Annotated in this window: 14 protein-coding genes; 7 read left to right on the forward strand and 7 right to left on the reverse strand. The window is 70.9% G+C overall.

Annotated features, from left to right (window positions below; all coding sequences use genetic code 11):
- Positions 1 to 102 precede the first annotated feature (102 nt).
- Both ACZ3OF_RS05245 and ACZ3OF_RS05250 read right to left on the reverse strand, forming a co-directional pair.
- Complete coding sequence (locus ACZ3OF_RS05245) at positions 103 to 3,420, reverse strand: S8 family serine peptidase (protein WP_361678465.1); 3,318 nt, start codon at positions 3,418 to 3,420, stop codon at positions 103 to 105.
- A gap of 189 nt (positions 3,421 to 3,609) precedes the next feature.
- The gene (locus tag ACZ3OF_RS05250) at positions 3,610 to 4,152 is read right to left on the reverse strand and encodes a CGNR zinc finger domain-containing protein (RefSeq protein ID WP_361678468.1); all 543 of its coding nucleotides are present in this window, start codon (positions 4,150 to 4,152) and stop codon (positions 3,610 to 3,612) included.
- A gap of 120 nt (positions 4,153 to 4,272) precedes the next feature.
- Here ACZ3OF_RS05250 and ACZ3OF_RS05255 point away from each other — a divergent pair, with 120 nt between their 5' ends.
- The 5 genes from ACZ3OF_RS05255 (at position 4,273) to ACZ3OF_RS05275 (ending at position 7,934) form a co-directional block, all read left to right on the forward strand.
- Positions 4,273 to 4,728 (forward strand): VOC family protein, encoded by a 456-nt coding sequence (locus ACZ3OF_RS05255; RefSeq protein ID WP_361678471.1) that lies wholly within the window; start codon positions 4,273 to 4,275, stop codon positions 4,726 to 4,728.
- Positions 4,729 to 4,878: 150 nt separating this feature from the next.
- Positions 4,879 to 5,745, forward strand: a complete 867-nt coding sequence (locus ACZ3OF_RS05260) for a pyridoxamine 5'-phosphate oxidase family protein (RefSeq protein ID WP_467302950.1) — start codon at positions 4,879 to 4,881, stop codon at positions 5,743 to 5,745.
- A complete protein-coding gene (locus ACZ3OF_RS05265; RefSeq protein WP_361678477.1) occupies positions 5,742 to 6,221 on the forward strand; it encodes an HPP family protein in 480 nt (159 codons plus the stop codon). Before ACZ3OF_RS05260 ends, ACZ3OF_RS05265 begins: the two co-directional genes overlap by 4 nt.
- 9 nt (positions 6,222 to 6,230) lie before the next feature.
- Positions 6,231 to 6,698 (forward strand): NUDIX hydrolase, encoded by a 468-nt coding sequence (locus ACZ3OF_RS05270; RefSeq protein ID WP_361678480.1) that lies wholly within the window; start codon positions 6,231 to 6,233, stop codon positions 6,696 to 6,698.
- Between the two features lie 96 nt (positions 6,699 to 6,794).
- Entirely contained in the window at positions 6,795 to 7,934 is a 1,140-nt protein-coding gene (locus ACZ3OF_RS05275) for a serine hydrolase domain-containing protein (protein WP_467302953.1), read from the forward strand.
- 4 nt (positions 7,935 to 7,938) lie between these two features.
- On the opposite strand, the gene ACZ3OF_RS05280 is transcribed toward ACZ3OF_RS05275, so the two are convergent.
- Positions 7,939 to 8,928 (reverse strand): hypothetical protein, encoded by a 990-nt coding sequence (locus ACZ3OF_RS05280; protein ID WP_361678486.1) that lies wholly within the window; start codon positions 8,926 to 8,928, stop codon positions 7,939 to 7,941.
- Between the two features lie 245 nt (positions 8,929 to 9,173).
- The gene (pepN, locus tag ACZ3OF_RS05285) at positions 9,174 to 11,768 is read right to left on the reverse strand and encodes an aminopeptidase N (protein ID WP_361678489.1); all 2,595 of its coding nucleotides are present in this window, start codon (positions 11,766 to 11,768) and stop codon (positions 9,174 to 9,176) included.
- Between the two features lie 135 nt (positions 11,769 to 11,903).
- Between pepN and ACZ3OF_RS05290 the strand changes: the two genes are divergently transcribed.
- A complete protein-coding gene (locus tag ACZ3OF_RS05290) occupies positions 11,904 to 12,539 on the forward strand; it encodes a mycothiol-dependent nitroreductase Rv2466c family protein (protein WP_361678492.1) in 636 nt (211 codons plus the stop codon).
- A 112-nt stretch (positions 12,540 to 12,651) separates the two neighbouring features.
- On the opposite strand, the gene ACZ3OF_RS05295 is transcribed toward ACZ3OF_RS05290, so the two are convergent.
- From ACZ3OF_RS05295 to ACZ3OF_RS05305, 3 genes are all read right to left on the reverse strand, one after another.
- Complete coding sequence (locus tag ACZ3OF_RS05295) at positions 12,652 to 13,296, reverse strand: superoxide dismutase (RefSeq protein WP_361605577.1); 645 nt, start codon at positions 13,294 to 13,296, stop codon at positions 12,652 to 12,654.
- Between the two features lie 192 nt (positions 13,297 to 13,488).
- Entirely contained in the window at positions 13,489 to 14,892 is a 1,404-nt protein-coding gene (locus ACZ3OF_RS05300; protein ID WP_467302959.1) for an amino acid permease, read from the reverse strand.
- 166 nt (positions 14,893 to 15,058) lie between these two features.
- Complete coding sequence (locus ACZ3OF_RS05305) at positions 15,059 to 16,453, reverse strand: amino acid permease (RefSeq protein WP_361678498.1); 1,395 nt, start codon at positions 16,451 to 16,453, stop codon at positions 15,059 to 15,061.
- Between the two features lie 255 nt (positions 16,454 to 16,708).
- Here ACZ3OF_RS05305 and ACZ3OF_RS05310 point away from each other — a divergent pair, with 255 nt between their 5' ends.
- Positions 16,709 to 17,302 carry a biotin transporter BioY gene (locus tag ACZ3OF_RS05310; protein ID WP_361678501.1) on the forward strand — a complete coding sequence of 198 codons (594 nt, stop codon included), beginning with the start codon at positions 16,709 to 16,711 and terminating at the stop codon, positions 17,300 to 17,302.
- Positions 17,303 to 17,344: the final 42 nt, after the last annotated feature.

The raw sequence follows: 17,344 nt of genomic DNA on the forward strand, positions 1-17,344 counted from the left end.
GCAGGCCGTGCCACGGGGCCGGGACGTCGGCGCGGACGTAGGCGGAGACGGGGAAGGGGCGGGCACCGGTTCCGGTGCCCGCCCCTCACTCGTACAGCGGTGTTACGGGGTGACCTTGCCGATCACCACGCTGCCGGCGCCCGCGGCGGTACCGCGCGCGTTCAGCAGCTGGACCTCGCCGAAGAACTGCCGGCCCTCGGGCGCGGCACCGGCGACCAGCACCTCGGCGGCGACCTTCGCGGTCGCGCCGCTGGTCAGCGGGTAGCTCTTGGACGCGTCGACCTGGACGCTGCCGAGCGCGGCCGAGTAGTACACGTCCTTGTAGTCGAAGGTCGTACCGCCCTCGGCCTGCACCGAGTAACCGTCGATCACGATGGTGTACGTACCGGCGGCCGGCTTGACGAGCGAGACGGCCTCCTCCGAGTCACCGTCGGCGGCCTGGCCCACCTGGACTCCGTCGCGCAGGACCGTCAGGTCCAGGTCGGCGGCCTTGTCCGAGGTGTTGCCGATCGCCACGTCGAGCCGCTCGACACCCTCACCGATGGTGACGGTCTTGATCTGCTGCTCGTGGTGCTTGATCGTCGGCGTCTCGACCTTGGCCGAGCCCAGCGAGCCGCCCTTCAGCTTGCCGTCGATGCCGGCGAAGGTGTTGGTGACGGTCCACTCGACGGCGGCCGGCGTGCCGACCTTCGCCTCGGCGACGGTCTGGACGGCCGGGTCGAAGTCGGCGCCGAGCACCGAGACGTCCAGCTTGTACGGGTTGTCCAGGTCGGGCGAGGTGCGGCGCGCCTCGACCTCGATCTCCCAGACGCCCGGCGTCGGGTTGGCGTACGAACGCAGATCCGCACGGCAGCCGTTGCCCGGGTTGTAGTGCGGGTAGCAGACGTTGGAAGCGGTGGACTCGAAGGCCACGCCGTACGGGTGGATCGAGATGAACCGGGTCTGGCTCTTCTCCTTCAGACCGCCGAGGGCGACCTCGAGGGTCTTGGCGCCCTCCGGCACGGTCACGAAGTACGACTTGTGGCTGTTGCGCTGGACCGAGCCGGACGCGGAGAAGCCGTAGCCGGGCGCGGCCAGGTCGCTCGCGACGACCGAGGTGGCGAGGATCTGCTTGTCCACGCCCTCGGTGCGGTCGTCGTCCGCCTCCAGGATCACGCTGTGCACGCCGGCCGAGGTCGGCCGGGCCTGGATCTTGACCGTGACCGGCTTGTTCAGCGGCAGGTCGACCTCGTCGTCGCCGAGGATCCGGAAGGTGCCGTCGTTGTTCTTCAGCTCCAGCTCGTGCTCGATGGCCCGGTTCGGGCCGGTCGTGCGCGTGATGGTGACGTCGTAGACCTTCTTCTGGCCGACCTTGAGGCCGCCCTCACGGTCGTACACACCGGTGCCGGTGTGCGGGGCCGGGAAGATCGCGGTGTCGACCGGAGCCTCGACCTTGTACTCGTGCGCCGTGGCGCCGTCCTTGATCGACTCCCAGGCGTCGTTGATGTCGATCAGACCCGAGCCCTGCTCGTGGGCCGCCACACCGGAGATCCGGTCGGCGGTCGAGGTGAGCGCGGTGCGCAGGGTGAGCGGCGAGAGCTCGATGCGCTTCTGCTTCGCGGCGGAGAGCAGCAGCGCGCTCGCGCCCGCGACCTGCGGGGAGGACATCGAGGTGCCGTTCAGCATCCCGTAGCCGGCGGGCAGCGCGTAGCCGGACTCGGGCACGCCGGCGCCGGCCTGCCAGGTCGGGATGGTGTTCACGGCCGAACCCGGACCGGTGATGGTCGGGGTGAAGCCGCCGTCCTCACGCGGACCGCGCGAGGAGAAGGGGAACATCGCGTACGACTTGGTGACGGCCGAGCCGTAGTTGGCGGCCCAGGTCGACTTGGAGATCGCCGCGCCGACCGAGATGACCTTGTCGGCCAGGCCGGGGTCGCCGATCGTGTTGATGCCCGGCCCGGAGTTGCCGGCCGAGATCACCAGCTGCACGCCGTACTGGTCGATCAGACGGGTGTAGAGGCGGGCGCGGACGTTGTCGCCGTCGTTCTGCGCGGGCAGACCGCCGATCGACATGTTGACGATGTCGACTCCACGGTTGACGACGAGGTCCGTCATGCCCTCGGTGAGGGCGGTGTTGGTGCAGCCGCCGGTCCAGGTGCACGCGCGCGAGGAGACGATCTTCGCGCCCGGGGCCGCGCCGTTCATCCTGCCGCCGAAGAGGCCCTTCGCGGCGGTGATGCCGGCGACGTGCGTGCCGTGGGAGGACTCGACGACGCCGATGTTGACGAAGTCGGCCTTCTTGCCGACCCAGGTCCCGCCGAGCGGGTCCATCGCCACGTCCTTGCGGATCTCGACGACGAACGGCGTCTTCTCGACGACCTCGGTGGCCGGGTTGTCGGTACCGAAGTAGCCGATCTGGTACCCGTCCTTGTACGGCTTCATCGGCGCGTTGTCCGTGAAGTCGTTGTTCTGGTCGGTGTCGACGCGGACGGTGCCGGCGGCCGGGTCGTACAGCATGCCGAAGAGGTCGGCCGTGTCGCCGTCGCGGTTGATGTCACCGGCCGGGTCGCCGCCCGCGGTGATCGCCTCGTTGAAGCGGCTGAACTGGTAGGAGCCCTCGGGCGCCTTCCAGGACTGCGAGGAGGCGGTGAAGACCGGGCCGGCGACCGGGGTGATCTGGGCGCGCCAGGTGCCGTCGCCCTCCGTCAGCGGGTCGGTGGCGGTGACCCAGTCGACGATCTTGCGCTCGCCGGTGGTGGTCTTCTGCAGCGCCGGGTGGCCCAGGTCGACACCGGAGTCGAGGATGCCGATGGTCACACCGCGGCCGTCGGCGCGCGGGTTGTCCTCGACGAATTCGACCGCGCCCGTCTCGTGGGACGGGTTGTACGGGTTCTTCGCCGGGGTGCTCTTGCCCGGGGCCGGGTACGTCTGGGAGACGGTCGTCCCCTCGACGGCGCCGGTGGTGCCCGAGTCCGGGGTCGGGTCGTCCAGCTTGATCTCGGCCTGGAGGTCGATCGACTGGACGGAGGAGAGCTTGGTGGCCGCCGTGATGGCGGCCTCCGCCTTGGCGGTCGGGAGCGTGGCGCGGACGTAGCCGAGCTTGTCGTTCCGCTTGCCGACCGAGGCGCCCTGGACGGCGTCGAGCTGGCCGGCGACCTGCTCGGTGGCGCCGGGGGCGGTGGCGACGAGGATCGTGACGTTCTTCTCGCCGGTCGCCTCGGCCTCGGTGAGGCGCTGGGCGTCCGTCGGGCCGAGCTTGTCGGCGGAGTCGGAGGACTTGACCGGAGGAGTGGTCGCCGGGTCTTCGGCGGCCAGGACCGGAGCCGCACCGGCCGCGATGAGCGCGGTCACGAGTCCGGCGGCGGCGGCGATGCGCGCCGCGCGTCTGTGTCCGGGGGTCGAGCGCCCGGGTATGGAGCTCTGAGATTCGGGGGTGGTCATTTACATCCCTGATGGTGAAAGAAGAGGGTCCGGATTTCGGTACCGGATGACCGCTCAGCCTTTCGCAAGTGACAGGGGTTTGTGGAGAGTTGTCAGGTGGCGGGATGTGCTGATGGCGCACATCCGCCACCGCGGGACATGCGCCATCGGGAAGGAATCGCCCTCAAGTGGGGCGAGTTGGCCGGTCGGTTAGTTGTCCTTTGTACGAGCGTAGTGGCGCGAGGCCTTGGCCCGGTTGCCGCAGACCGCCATCGAGCACCACCGTCGGGTGCCGTTCCGCGAGGTGTCGAAGAAGTGCAGGATGCACGCGTCGTGGGCGCAGGACCGGATCCGGTCCGGTGCGGTGCGCAGCAGGTCGAGGTAGTCGCGGGCGGCCGTCCAGCCCGGGCCCCAGGTGACGTCCGCGAACTCGGGCCGCTCGCCGGGGCCCTCGGCGGTGAGCGTGGCGCGGATGCGGCCGTGGCCGAGGACGGCGTCGACACGGGCGGTGGCGGCGGGGTCGCCCGGCCGGTCGACGAGGCCGGCGAGGGCGTCGCGGGCGGCGAGCGTGTGGCGGAGGGTGGCCGCGTCGGCGGTGAAGCGCTCGTCGAGCCCGTTGGCGCGGAGCCAGACGGCCAGACCCTCGGTGTCCGTGAGGAGGTCCTGGCGCGCGCCGTCCATCATCCAGCGGGTGTTGAGCAGGTCGAGGGAGACGGGCTCGCCGACCAGGGGCCGCGGATCGGAAACGGTCATGGCGGACATCCTCCTCGTAGAACTAACCCCTCAAGGTTACGTGACCGGTTGCACGGTCGCGTTCTAACCTCTAATGTCGAACTCAGAGGTTAGTACTCACGTGCTGAGAGGGGAACCGCCATGTCGGCGATCGGAACGCTGGTCACCAACCACATCGGGCTCAACGTCACGGACCTGGAGCGCTCGCTCGACTTCTACGGGAACGTGCTGGGCTTCGAGGTGCTCGGCGAGGGCAAGGAGGACGGCCGGCGGTACGCGTTCCTGGGCCAGGGGGGCAAGCTCGTCGTCACGCTCTGGCAGCAGGCGGAGGGCGCGTACGACTCCGGCCGCGCGGGCCTGCACCACCTCGCCTTCGAGGCCGAGTCGATCGACCGCGTCAAGGCGGCGGAGGCGGCCCTGAAGGAACGCGGCACCGCGTTCGCCTACGAGGGCGTGGTCCCCCACTCCGAGGGCGGCTCCTCCGGCGGCATCTTCTTCCACGACCCGGACGGCACCCGCCTGGAGATCTTCGCCCCCACGGGCGCGGAAGGCACGGAAGCCCCGGCGGGGTCCGCCCCGACCTGCGGCTTCTTCTAGCCGACCCAGGCTGTGGACACCCGTTCCGCTGAGGGTCCCCCAGGGCGCAGTCCCAGGGGGAGGAACGGGTGGGCGCAGCCACGAACGCGCTGCCCGCGCCGAGGGCCCGTACTCCGGGCCCCAGGCCCGCACCACGAAGGACCCAAGGACATGGACCCGTACAACCCCGGCTCCCGAGCGGTCCAGGAACGCGTAGGCGTCAGCGAGGTCGCCGCCCACGTGGGCCGCTCCATCGGAACCGGCATCCGCCCCATCGCCGCCGCCTTCCTCGAGCTCCAGCCCATGCTCGTGCTCGCCGCGGCGGACGGCGAAGGGCATGTCTGGAGCACCCTCCTCACCGGCACCCCCGGCTTCGCCCGGGCGACCGGCCCGCACACGATCTCGGTGGCGGCCCCACCCCCCGCCCCCGGACCGACCCCCGTCGGAACGATCGCCCTCGACCCCCGCACCCGCCGCCGTATGCGCCTCAACGGCATCGCCCGTCCCAGCGCCCGCGGCTTCACCGTCGAGGCGGAGCAGGTCTTCTCCAACTGCCCGAAGTACCTCCAGAAGCGCGAGCTGTACGCGCCCGACCTCACCACCCCGCCCGGCGACCCGCTCCACGGCACCGCGCTCACCGCCGCCCAGGAGCGGTTCGTCCGCGCCGCGGACACCTTCTTCATCGCGACCACCGCCCCCGACGGCGTCGACGCGAGCCACCGCGGCGGCTTCCCCGGCTTCGTGAGTGTCACCGACCCCACCGAGCTGAGCTGGCGGGACTATCCCGGCAACGCCATGTTCCTGACCCTCGGCAACCTGGAGTCCGACGACCGCGCCGGCCTGCTCTTCGTCGACTGGCGCAACGGCACCACGCTCCAGCTGTCCGGCACGGCCCACACCGACTACGGCCCCGACGGCATCCGCACCACCCGCTTCCACATCCGGCGGACCGTCGAGATCCCGTCCGCGAGCCCCCTGCGCTGGTCGGAGCCCGAGTACTCACCCGCCAACCCGCCCCATCCCCAGGACTCCGCATGACGACAGCCGCCCCCGCCCGGCCTCACCCCCGGGCCGTGGCCCTGGCGACCACCGTGAGCGTCACCGCCCTGCTCGCCCTGGTCGCCCTCGGCACCCTGCTCCACCAGCCCCTGCTGATCCCGCCGCTGGCGGCCAGCATGGCGCTGGTGGCCGGCGCCCCCGACCTGCCGCTCGCCCAGCCCCGCTCGGTCGTCGGCGGTCAGCTCCTCTCGGCGCTCACCGGTTTCGGCGTCCTCCTCGTCACCGGCCCCACCCTCTGGGGCGCCGCGCTCTCCGGCGGCCTCGCGCTCGGCGTCATGATGGCCGCCCGCACCCCGCACTCGCCCGCCGCCGCCACGGCCGTGATCGTCACCCTCCAGAATCCGCCGTTCTGGACCTTCCTCGCCCTGCTCGCCCTCGCGAGCCTCCTGCTCGTCGCCGTCGGTCTCGCGGGCGCCCGCGCAACCGGGCGGACATACCCCACGTACTGGTTCTAACCTCGGCTCATGAAACAGGAGTTGAGGGTGGCGGCCTACGCCGTGTGTGTCCGTGACGACGAGATACTCCTCGCCCGCTGGGTGGACCGCGCGGGCGCCAAGCGGTGGACCCTGCCCGGCGGCGGGATGGACCACGGAGAAGAGCCGGTCGACACCGTCGTCCGCGAGGTCGAGGAGGAGACCGGCTATCTCACCGAGCCGGTCGCCCTGCTCGGCATCGACTCCATCCGCCGTGGCCGGCTCCGCAGGCTCGGCGACGCCGGCGACTTCCAGGGCCTGCGGATCATCTACGAGAGCCGGGTCACCGGCGGGTCCCTGCGCAACGAGACCAACGGCTCCACCGACCTCGCCGCCTGGCACCCGCTCGCCTCCGTCGCCGACCTCACCCGCGTCGAACTCGTGGACATCGGTCTGCAGTTGTGGCGCGAACGTCCCCCCGTCGGCCGCTCCCGCCTCGCCGATCCCGCGAACGGCTGAATTCCGCTCAACCTCAGCGGCCCGCTCAACCGCCCCGCCCGCCGCCGGGTCCCCTCCCGTGACCGCAGGACGCACACGACACACAGGGGAACCCGCATGACATCCGTACGCGCCGCCCGCACCCTCCTCGCCGCCACCGCCGTGGCCGCCCTCACCGCCGGAGCGCTCGCCGCGCCCGCCGTCGCGGCCACCGCGCCGAAGAAGCCGGACCACACCGCCACGCAGCGGGCCCTCGACGCGGCGGTCGAGGCGGGTGTGCCGGGCGCCGTCGCCCAGGCGCGGACCGGTCACGCCGCCTGGACCGGGACCGCCGGCGAACGAGGCGGCAAGGACCGCTACCGGGTCGGCTCGATCACCAAGACCTTCGTGGCGACCGTCCTCCTCCAGCTCCAGGCCGAGAACCGGCTCGACCTCGACGACCCCGTCGAGAAGTGGCTGCCGGGCGTGGTCAGCGGCAACGGCCACGACGGCCGCAAGATCACCGTTCGCCAGCTCCTCAACCACACCAGCGGCGTCTACGACGTCACCTCCGACGCCGGATTCCAGCAGAAGGTCTTCGGACCGGACTTCCTGAAGCACCGCTATGACACCTGGACCCCGGAGCAGCTCGTCGCGGTCGCGATGACCCACGAACCGGACTTCGCCCCGGGCACCTCGTGGAGCTACTCCAACACCAACTACGTCCTCGCCGGCATGGTGATCGAGAAGGCGACCGGCCGCCCCTACGGCAAGGAGGTCGACCGGCGGATCCTCAAGCCGCTGAGGCTGCGCGCCACCAGCGTGCCCGGCACGACCGTGACGGTGCCGCGGCCGAGTTCACGGGCGTACTCGAAGCTCTCGCTCGACCCGAACGCGCCGACGGTCCACGACGTCACCGAGCTGAACCCCAGCCTCGCGGGCGCGGCGGGCGAGATGATCTCGGACTCCAACGATCTGCAGACCTTCTACCGGGCCCTGTTCAAGGGGAAGTTGCTGCCGAAGGCCGAGATGCGCGAGATGACGCGCGCCGTGCCGGTCGGCGCCGAGAACCCGGAGTTCTTCTACGGCCTCGGGCTGATGAAGGTGAAGCTGAGCTGCGGCAAGGAGGTCTGGGGCCACGGCGGCGGCATCCACGGCTCCTCCTCGCAGGCCGTCTCCACCCGCGACGGCGAGCACTCGCTCGCCATGAACTTCAACGCCGACTGGACGGGGGACAGCCAGACCGTCGTCGAGGCCGAGTTCTGCGGCCGAGGCTGAGACGTCACCGGGGCAGGACGACGACATACGCGGCGGGCTGCCGGTCCGTCGCGGCCATCAGGGCCGTACGGACCACGGTGGCCTGCTGGTCCATCGCCTCGCGCAGCTTGCGCGGGGTGATGTGGACGACCGTGATACCGAGCCGCTCCAGGTGCTCGCGCTTACGGGTGTACTCCGACCACAGCGCGTCGTCGTCCTGCCTGGGCGCCCGGGTGTCCAGCTCCACCGCCACCGCGTGTTCCGGCCAGTAGGCGTCCAGGCCGCCGAGGTGGGGACCGCCCGGCAGCCGCAGATCCACGTTCCACAGCGGGTCGGGCAGGGCGAACTCCCGCACCATCTCGTAGAGCCGCTCCTCCGCGATGCTCCGGCCCTCCGCGAGCAGCGAGTCCACGGCGTCCACCACGTGCGGCCGGTTCAGCAGCCGGGCACGGTTCAACTCCCGAACCACCGCACCGGGTTCGCAGTGGCCGCCACGCACGGCCTCGGTGAGCAGCCGGCGCACCACGCCCGCGTCGGTCAGACCGGACACCGCGTCGGCCAGCGCGCGGGCGACCGGTGCGACGGGCACCCCGGCGACGTCCAGCGGCTCGGGCGACTCCGGGGCGCGCACCACCCGCACCCAGCCGGTGGAGCGCAGTCTGCGCGTGCGGGGGACCAGCACGTCGATCCGGTCCACGGCCGTCAGCGGGGGAGCGGAGGAGAAGCGGTGCAGGGCGAGCGCGGCGAGACCGGTGATCATCGCCTCGGCGCCGTGGGGGGTGGCGTAGAGCAGTGCGGCCTTCAGCCGGTCCTCGCTGGTGGGCTGCCCGGGGCGGAGCAGGAGGACGCCGGGCAGGATCTGCTGCCACTCGCCGCCGGGCCGGCAGCGCCCGGCGATGTCGGCACCGGACAGTCCCCGCTCACGCAACTGGGCAGTGGACGCGATGCGTTGGCGCTCGTCGGCGACGGAGGGGAGGGGGAGGGCCCGGGGGGTGATGGGGGTGTTGTGGTTCATGCCGGGGGTCTTCCGCTCCCCGAGCCTCCACTAACCGCTGTTACAAGCGCGTCGCCAAACCGGGACATCCTCGCCCTAAAGTACGCACGTTCGACTGCCGACAATGCACCGTCGCCCGGACGGCGCCCGGGGAGCGTGGGGCACGACGGACGGCGCCCCGGCGGGCGCGTCCGCGTCGCCCTGTGCCGCTACGCACCGGAGCGCGGCGCCCGGACAAGGGCGCCGCGCTCCGGAGACTGTGCGGGTTACAGGCCGCCGTCACACGCCTGCGCCCGCAGCGCACGCGCCAGGTCGTCCCGGCCCTCCAGGACCAGCCGCCGCAGCGCCGGCGCGGCCGACTCGTGGGCGGCGAGCCAGCTGTCCGTCGCGGCCAGGGCCGGCTCGCCGTGGAGCCCCGGGAACAGCCCCTTGACCACGTCCATGGCGATCTGGATCGAACGGTCCGCCCACACCCGCTCGATCACCGCGAAGTACTTCTCCGCGTACGGCGCGATCAGCTCCCGCTGAGACGGCTGGACGAAGCCCCCGATGGTCGCCTCCACCAGCGCGTTCGACAGCGTGTCCGACTCGACGACCTGTGCCCAGGCCTGCGCCTTGACCGCCGCCGACGGCCGCGCGGCCAGACAGCGGACCTGGTGGCGCTTGCCGGTCGCCGTGTCGTCGAGGGCCAGCTCCTCCGCGATCCGGGCCTCGTCCGCCCGTCCGTGCGCGGCGAGCGGCTCGAGGAACGACCAGCGCAGCTCCTGGTCGACGTCCAGACCGTCGATCTTGGCCGTGCCGTCGAGCAGGCCCTCCAAGAGCTGGAAGTCCGCGTCCGAGGCGGCGACCGTCGCGAAGAACCGCGCCCAGGTCAGCTGGTGCTCGCTGCCCGGCGCGGCCAGGCGCAGCTCCCGCAGCCCGCCCTCGGCGAGCAGCCGGCCTCCCTCGGCGCGCCACTCGGGCGCCGCGAAGTGCGTGACCGCCGACCGTGCCCAGGCGTGCACCATCTGAAGGACGCCGATGTCCGTCTCGCGGCCCGCGAAGTCGAGGGCGACCGCCACGAAGTCCCGGGCCGGCATCAGACCGTCCCGCGTCAGGTTCCACAGCGCCGACCAGCACAGCGCCCGCGCCAGCGGGTCCGTGATGTCGCCCAGGTGCGCCCGCAGGGTGGCGAGCGAACCCTCGTCGAAGCGGAGCTTGCAGTAGGTGAGGTCGTCGTCGTTGACGAGGACCAGGTCCGGCCGCGCCGACCCGGCCAGCTCGGCCACGACCGTCCGCGCGCCGGTGACATCGGCCTCGGCCCGCGCGTACCGCACGAGCTCGCCGTCCACCGAGAGCCTGTAGAGGCCGACGGCCGCCCGGTGCGGGCGGAGCTCGTCCCCGCCCTGGACGACGGCCAGCTCGGTGATCCGGCCCTCCGCGTCGTACGTCACCTCCGGCGCCAGCGTGTTGACGCCCGAGGTCTGGAGCCAGGAGCGCGACCACGCCTTCATGTCGCGGCCGGAGGTCTCCTCCAGCACGGAGAGCAGATCGGTCAGGCGCGTGTTCCCGTACGCGTGGCGCTTGAAGTAGCGCCGTGCGCCCTCGAGGAACGCGTCCCGGCCCGCGTACGCCACCAGCTGCTTCAGCACGGAGGCGCCCTTGGCGTACGTGATGCCGTCGAAGTTCAGCTTGGCGTCCTCCAGGTCACGGATGTCGGCCGTGATCGGGTGGGTGGACGGCAGCTGGTCGGCGCGGTACGCCCATGCCTTGCGGTTGTTGGCGAAGGTCACCCAGCTGTTGGTGAAGCGGGTCGCCTCGGCCAGCGAGAAGGAGCCCATGAAGTCGGCGAAGGACTCCTTCAGCCACAGGTCGTCCCACCACACCATGGTGACCAGGTCGCCGAACCACATGTGGGCCATCTCGTGCAGGATGACGTTCGCCCGGCGCTCGTACGCGGCCTGGGTGACCTTGCCGCGGTAGATGTACTCCTCGCGGAAGGTCACCATCCCGGGGTTCTCCATCGCGCCGAGGTTGTACTCGGGCACGAAGGCCTGGTCGTACTTCCCGAACGGGTACGGGTAGTCGAAGTTGTCGTGGAAGAAGTCGAACCCCTGCTTGGTGATCAGGAAGACGTCGTCCGCGTCGAAGTGCTTGGCGAGCCCCTTGCGGCACATCGCGCCGAGCGGGATCTCCAGCTCGGTCCCGTCGGCCAGCGTGCGCGTGTAGGTGTCCGTGACGTAGTGGTACGGCCCGGCGACGACACAGGTGATGTACGTCGAGATCGGCTCCGTCCTCGCGAAGCGCCACACGCCCTCGGCGTCCTGCTCCCCGGCGCCGTTGCTCCACACCGTCCAGCCCTCGGGCGCGGTCACCGAGAAGAGGTGCGGCGCCTTCAGGTCGGGCTGCTCGAAGGTGGCGTACACCCGGCGGGCGTCGGCCGGCTCGTACTGCGTGTAGAGGTAGACCTCGCCGTCCTCGGGGTCGACGAAACGGTGCATGCCCTCGCCGGTCCGGCTGTAGGCGCACTGGGCGTCCACGACGAGCACGTTCTCGTCGGCCAGGCCGTCCAGGGCGATCCGCGCGCCGTCGAAGACGGCGGCCGGGTCGAGCGCGCGGCCGTTCAGCTCCACCGAGGTGACGGCGGGGGCGATCAGATCGACGAAGGTGGCCGAGCCCGTACCCGTACGGCGGAAGCGGACGGTCGTCACCGAGCGGAAGGTGCGGACCTTCCCCCTACCTTCGGCGGGGGTGCCCCCATCGCCGGACTCGCCCGGCTCGCCGACCGCCGAGCGCAGATCCAGGGCGACCTCGTACCCGTCGACGGACAGCAGCGCGGCCCGCTCACGGGCCTCGTCGCGGGACAGATTCTCACCGGGCACGGTCACTCCTTCGTGGCTCGTTCGAAACAGCACCGATCCTCCCATGTGGAGCTGACACCCGGCACATGGGGAATGCCCCCGCCGACCGAGGACGTTCCTCCTCCGGCGCATAGACATCCGTCCCTGAGGAGTGACATGTCCGAGAGCAGGACCACCGCCGACTTCTGGTTCGACCCGCTGTGCCCCTGGGCCTGGATGACCTCCCGCTGGATGCTGGAGGTCGAGAAGGTCCGCCCGGTCGACGTCCGGTGGAAGGTGATGAGCCTGGCCGTCCTCAACGAGGACAAGCTGGACGAGCTTCCGGCCGAGTACCGCGACATGCTGGAGACCAAGGCCTGGGGCCCGGTCCGTGTGGTCATAGCGGCCCAGCAGCTGCACGGCGACGAGGTCGTCGGCAAGCTCTACACCGCGCTCGGCACCCGCTTCCACAACAACGGCGAGGGTCCGACGCGCGAGGCGATCGCGGCCGCCCTCGCGGACGTCGGTCTGCCGGCCGACCTCGCGGACTACGCCGACAAGGACACGTACGACACCGAGCTGCGCGCCTCCCACAAGGAGGGCATCGACAAGGTCGGCCAGGACGTCGGTACGCCGGTCATCTCCGTTCCGGGCGCGGAGGGCGACGAGGTCGCCTTCTTCGGCCCGGTCGTCACCCCGACCCCGCGCGGCGAGGCGGCGGCGCGGCTCTGGGACGGCACGCTGCTCGTGGCGGCGACGCCCGGCTTCTACGAGATCAAGCGCACGCGGACGGCGGCGCCGAGCTTCGAGTAGAGCGCGCGTCCGTACATACAGGCGGGCCCCCGCGGTTCACGTCACCGCGGGGGCCCGCCCTTCTTCCGCCTGCCGGTGAAGGTTGAGAAGACGATCACGAGCAGGACGTTCCTCAGATCCCGATGAGCGGGGTGCGCCCCTTGGCGTCCGTGTAGCGCTTCTGCACGTCCTGCCAGTTGACGACCTGCCACATGGCCTCGATGAAGTCGACCTTCTGGTTCTTGTACTGGAGGTAGAAGGCGTGCTCCCAGGCGTCGAAGACGAGGACCGGGACCGAGCCCTGACCGACGTTGCCCTGGTGGTCGTAGACCTGCTCGACGATCAGCCGGCCGCTGATCGGCTCGTACGCGAGGACACCCCAGCCGGAGCCCTGGGTGGTCGCGGAGGCCTTGGTCAGCTGGGCCTTGAACTTCGCGAAGGAGCCGAAGGACTCGGTGATCGCGTCGGCGAGGTCGCCCACGCCGTCGGCCGCGAGCGGCTCGCCGCCGCCACCGTCCTTCGGGCTGTCCATGTTGTTCCAGTAGATGGAGTGCAGGATGTGGCCGGAGAGGTGGAACGCGAGGTTCTTCTCCAGGCCGTTGATCGAGCCCCACTGCTCCTTGTCGCGCGCCTCTTCCAGCTGCTCAAGGGTGTCGTTCGCGCCCTTGACGTACGCGGCGTGGTGCTTGTCGTGGTGCAGCTCGATGATCTGGGGGTTGATCACCGGCTCCAGAGCCGCGTAGTCGTACGGCAGTTCCGGAAGGGTGTAGATCGCCATGTGCCGAGCCTCTCGCTGCTTCTGAGTTATTGCAACCTCTATGCAAGTGCAGGCTAGCAGCAGGAGTGTCCGAAGTTGATCAGTCATTGGCCCTAGGACCCGTGGCGCCGCGACGGGCGGGGAGACAGCGGAACGCCCGGACCGCGGGGAGCGGTCCGGGCGTTCCGGCGAAACGGGAGACGGCAGGCGGTGTCAGGCGTCCTGGCGCGCCGCCCCCGTCTTCTGGCGGACGAGGCCGATGACGGCCAGCGCCACGGTCATGGCGCCCGTCGCGTACAGCTGCACGCGGGTGCCCTCCTCGCGGGCCATGAGGAAGAAGATCACCGCCATGCCGGCCAGCGCCACCCAGGTGAGGTACGGGAAGGCCCACATCCGGACGACCAGCTTCTCGGGCTCCTCGCGCTCCAGACGGCGGCGCAGCACCAGCTGCGAGGCGGCGATGAAGATCCAGACGACCAGGATCACGCCGCCGATCATGTTCAGCAGCCAGGGGAAGATCGTCTCGGGGGACCAGTAGTTGAGGCCCACGCAGACGAAGCCGAAGAAGCAGGACGCGAGTACGGCGAAGCGCGGCACACCGCTGGAGACCGCGCCGAGGATCTTCGGGCCGAGACCCCGCTTGACCAGGGAGAAGGCGATGCGGGAGGAGCCGTAGATGTTCGCGTTCATCGCGGACAGCAGGGCGATGAGCACCACGACGTTCATGATCTGGCCGGCGCCCGGGATGCCCAGCTGGTCGAGGGCGGCGACGTACGGGCCCTTCTCGGTGACCGCCTTGTCGTTCCACGGGACCAGCGTGACGATGACCGCCATCGAGCCGATGTAGAAGAGCGAGATGCGCCACATCGCGGTGCGCACGGCCTTGGCGACGCCCCTGACGGGGTCCTCGGACTCGGCGGCGGCGATGGTGACCGTCTCCATGCCTCCGTACGAGAACACCGAGGCGAGCAGGCCGATGACCAGGCCCTCGCTTCCGGTCGGCAGGAATCCGCCCTCGCCGAAGAGGTTGGCCGTGCCGGGGGAGTCCGTGCCGGGCAGGACGCCCAGGACCGCCAGCACACCGAGGCCGAGGAAGAGCGTGATCGCACCGACCTTGAGGGCGGCGAACCAGAACTCGAACTCGCCGAAGTTCTTCACGGCCGCCAGGTTGGCGCCGCAGAAGAGCAGCATGAAGAGCGCGACCCAGGCCCATTCGGGCGTGCCGGGCAGCCAGCCGGTGACGATCTTCGCCGCGCCGATGCCCTCGAGGCCTACGGCGACGCTGAGCAGCACCCAGAACGACCAGCCGGCGGTGAATCCGGCCCAGGAGCCGAAGGCCCGCTCCGCGTGGGAGGAGAACGATCCGGAGGACGGGTACGCGGCCGACATCTCGCCCAGCATGCGCATCACCAGCATGACGAGCAGACCGGACAGCGTGTACGCGAGGACGATGGACGGGCCGGCGGCGGCGATGCCGGCGCCGGAGCCGACGAAGAGGCCGGCGCCGATGACGCCGCCGAGGGCGATCATCGAGAGGTGACGCTGCTTGAGCCCGTGCGAGAGCGTCGCCGAGTCGTCCTTGCGGTCGACGGGCGCGGGCGCGGTGGTCCGGGACATGAACCAGCCCTGTTCGGGGAGGAGGCGGGGGACGCGCCACAGTCTGTGGGTGCGTACCGCTGACAGGGAACGGATGTCCGCTATACGGTCACGAGCTTCACGCAACGTGAAGATCTCGTGTCTTCTCGTACGCGCCGGTAGGGTCCGCCGCCCGGCCCCGCGCGCCTCAGTGTCGCCGGTCCCGCAGCTCCCGCAGGCCCGCCACCAGCAGTACGGCCCCGGTGGCCGCACCCGACCACAGAACCTGCGGCCGCGCCCCGTCGTCGGTCAGCATCAGCATCAGGACCGCCGCCATCGCGGCCAGAGCCGTCCAGGTCAGCCAGGGGAAGCCCCACATCTTCAGCGTCAGCGTCTCAGGGGCCTCGCGCTCGATCCGGCGGCGCAGCCGGAGCTGCGAGACCGCGATCAGTCCCCAGACGAAGAGGAGCACCGCGCCGACCGCGTTGAGCATGTAGAGGAAGACGGAATCCGGCCACTTCAGATTGAGCAGCACGGAGACGAAGCCGAAGGCCACCGACGCGAGCACCGCCCGGCGCGGCACCCCTCCACCCGAGACCCTCAGCAGCCCCTTCGGCGCCTCGCCGCGCTCGGCGAGCGAGAAGACCATCCGCGAGGAGCCGTACAGGTTCGCGTTGAGCGCCGAGAGCAGGGCCACGAAGACCACGATGTTCATGATCTGACCGGCCGCCGGCACGCCGATCGAGTCGAGCACGGCGACGTACGGCGACTGACCCGGCTTCATCGAGGTCCAGGGCAGCAGGGTCACGATGACCAGCATCGAGCCGACGTAGAAGAGGAGGATCCGCCACACGGCACTGCGCACCGCCCGCGCCACGTTGCGCGCGGGGTCGTCGGACTCGGCGGCGGCGATCGTGACGACCTCCAGGCCGCCGAAGGCGAAGACGACGGCGAGCACACCGGAGACCACGCCCTCCCAGCCGTTCGGCAGGAAGCCGCCCTGGCCGGTCAGATTCGCCAGGCCCACCGGGTCCGTGTCCGGCAGCCAGCCGACGATCGCCAGCGTCCCCAGCACCAGGAAGAGGACGATCGCGCCGACCTTGAGCGCGGCGAACCAGAACTCGAACTCGCCGAAGTTCTTCACCGCCGCCAGGTTGGCCACGGTGAACACGAGCATGAAGATCAGCACCCAGCCCCACTGCGGGACCCCCGGCACCCAGCCGTGCGCGATCTGCGCCGCGCCCGTCGCCTCCACCGCGAGGACGACGACCAGCAGGAACCAGTACAGCCAGCCCACCGAGAAGCCCGCCCAGCGGCCGAGGGCCCGCTCGGCGTGGACCGAGAAGGCGCCCGAGGCCGGCATCGCCGCCGACATCTCGCCGAGCATCCGCATGACCAGCATCGCGAGCGCGCCCGCGATCAGATACGAAAGGACGATGCCGGGCCCCGCGACCGCGATGCCCGCCCCGGAACCGACGAAGAGCCCGGCCCCGATCACCCCGCCGAGCCCCAGCATCGTCAGGTGACGCTGCTTCAGTCCGGGGGCGAGCGGCTCCGGTTCGGGAGCCAGGGAAGCCGGAGCGGCAGGTGGTGCGTCGTGCATGAGGGGGCTCGTGCCTTCGGAAGCGTTTATGGAGAACCCACAGTCTCCCCGCTGACCGCCCTCTGGCGCAAAATGGCCCTCTTTCCAGCTCCTCGCCGTGACAAGCGTCACGTGGTGCGAGGCATGGAACCCGTTCTTTGTCCGATCTCCACGAAACGCTCAACCCCCGCTTTGTGGGCGGCTGATGGTGATCGAGCGTTCACTCCTCGACTACGGTCGATCCGTCCCCGTACCTCCTCACCCCGCGGAGTACCGATGAGCACCGCCGTCGCCCCTGTCCGTTCCCTCCGCTCCGGGACGGTCCTCGCCGACCTGCTGCCGTCCAGCCGCGCCCGCGACATCGCCCTCGTCGTCGGCGGCGCAGCCCTCACCGGCATCGCCGCACAGATCGCCGTCCCGGTCCCCGGCTCGCCGGTCCCGGTCTCCGGTCAGACCTTCGCGGCCCTCCTCGTCGGCACGGCGCTCGGTGCCCGCCGCGGCTTCCTCTCCCTCGCGCTGTACGCGGTCGTCGGGATGGCGGGCGTGCCCTGGTTCGCCGAGGCCACCTCCGGCTACGCGATGCCCTCCTTCGGCTACATCCTCGGCATGCTGCTCGCCGCGACCGTCGTCGGCGCCCTCGCGCGCCGCGGCGCCGACCGCTCCGTGCTCCGCACGGCGGGCGCGATGGCACTCGGCTCCGTGATCATCTACGCGGTCGGCGTGCCGTACCTGGCCCTCGCCACCGGCATGTCCTTCTCCCAGGCGGTCGCCGCCGGCCTGACCCCGTTCCTGATCGGCGACGCCCTCAAGGCCGCCCTCGCGATGGGCGCGCTGCCGACGGCGTGGAAGCTCATCGGCCGCAAGGGCTGAGGCCTGTCGGTCGGTGCCGCCTGAGTCGGATCGGTACCGCCT

It is taken from the genome of Streptomyces sp. NPDC022552 (assembly GCF_055561875.1).

Excerpts from the sequence above, each read along its gene's own strand:
- ACZ3OF_RS05245 (WP_361678465.1), bottom strand. The coding sequence starts at position 3,420 with ATGACCACCCCCGAATCTCAGAGCTCCATACCCGGGCGCTCGACCCCC.
- ACZ3OF_RS05250 (WP_361678468.1), bottom strand. The coding sequence starts at position 4,152 with ATGACCGTTTCCGATCCGCGGCCCCTGGTCGGCGAGCCCGTCTCCCTC.
- ACZ3OF_RS05255 (WP_361678471.1), top strand. The coding sequence starts at position 4,273 with ATGTCGGCGATCGGAACGCTGGTCACCAACCACATCGGGCTCAACGTC.
- ACZ3OF_RS05260 (WP_467302950.1), top strand. The coding sequence starts at position 4,879 with ATGGACCCGTACAACCCCGGCTCCCGAGCGGTCCAGGAACGCGTAGGC.
- ACZ3OF_RS05265 (WP_361678477.1), top strand. The coding sequence starts at position 5,742 with ATGACGACAGCCGCCCCCGCCCGGCCTCACCCCCGGGCCGTGGCCCTG.
- ACZ3OF_RS05270 (WP_361678480.1), top strand. The coding sequence starts at position 6,231 with ATGAAACAGGAGTTGAGGGTGGCGGCCTACGCCGTGTGTGTCCGTGAC.
- ACZ3OF_RS05275 (WP_467302953.1), top strand. The coding sequence starts at position 6,795 with ATGACATCCGTACGCGCCGCCCGCACCCTCCTCGCCGCCACCGCCGTG.
- ACZ3OF_RS05280 (WP_361678486.1), bottom strand. The coding sequence starts at position 8,928 with ATGAACCACAACACCCCCATCACCCCCCGGGCCCTCCCCCTCCCCTCC.
- ACZ3OF_RS05290 (WP_361678492.1), top strand. The coding sequence starts at position 11,904 with ATGTCCGAGAGCAGGACCACCGCCGACTTCTGGTTCGACCCGCTGTGC.
- ACZ3OF_RS05295 (WP_361605577.1), bottom strand. The coding sequence starts at position 13,296 with ATGGCGATCTACACCCTTCCGGAACTGCCGTACGACTACGCGGCTCTG.
- ACZ3OF_RS05300 (WP_467302959.1), bottom strand. The coding sequence starts at position 14,892 with ATGTCCCGGACCACCGCGCCCGCGCCCGTCGACCGCAAGGACGACTCG.
- ACZ3OF_RS05305 (WP_361678498.1), bottom strand. The coding sequence starts at position 16,453 with ATGCACGACGCACCACCTGCCGCTCCGGCTTCCCTGGCTCCCGAACCG.
- ACZ3OF_RS05310 (WP_361678501.1), top strand. The coding sequence starts at position 16,709 with ATGAGCACCGCCGTCGCCCCTGTCCGTTCCCTCCGCTCCGGGACGGTC.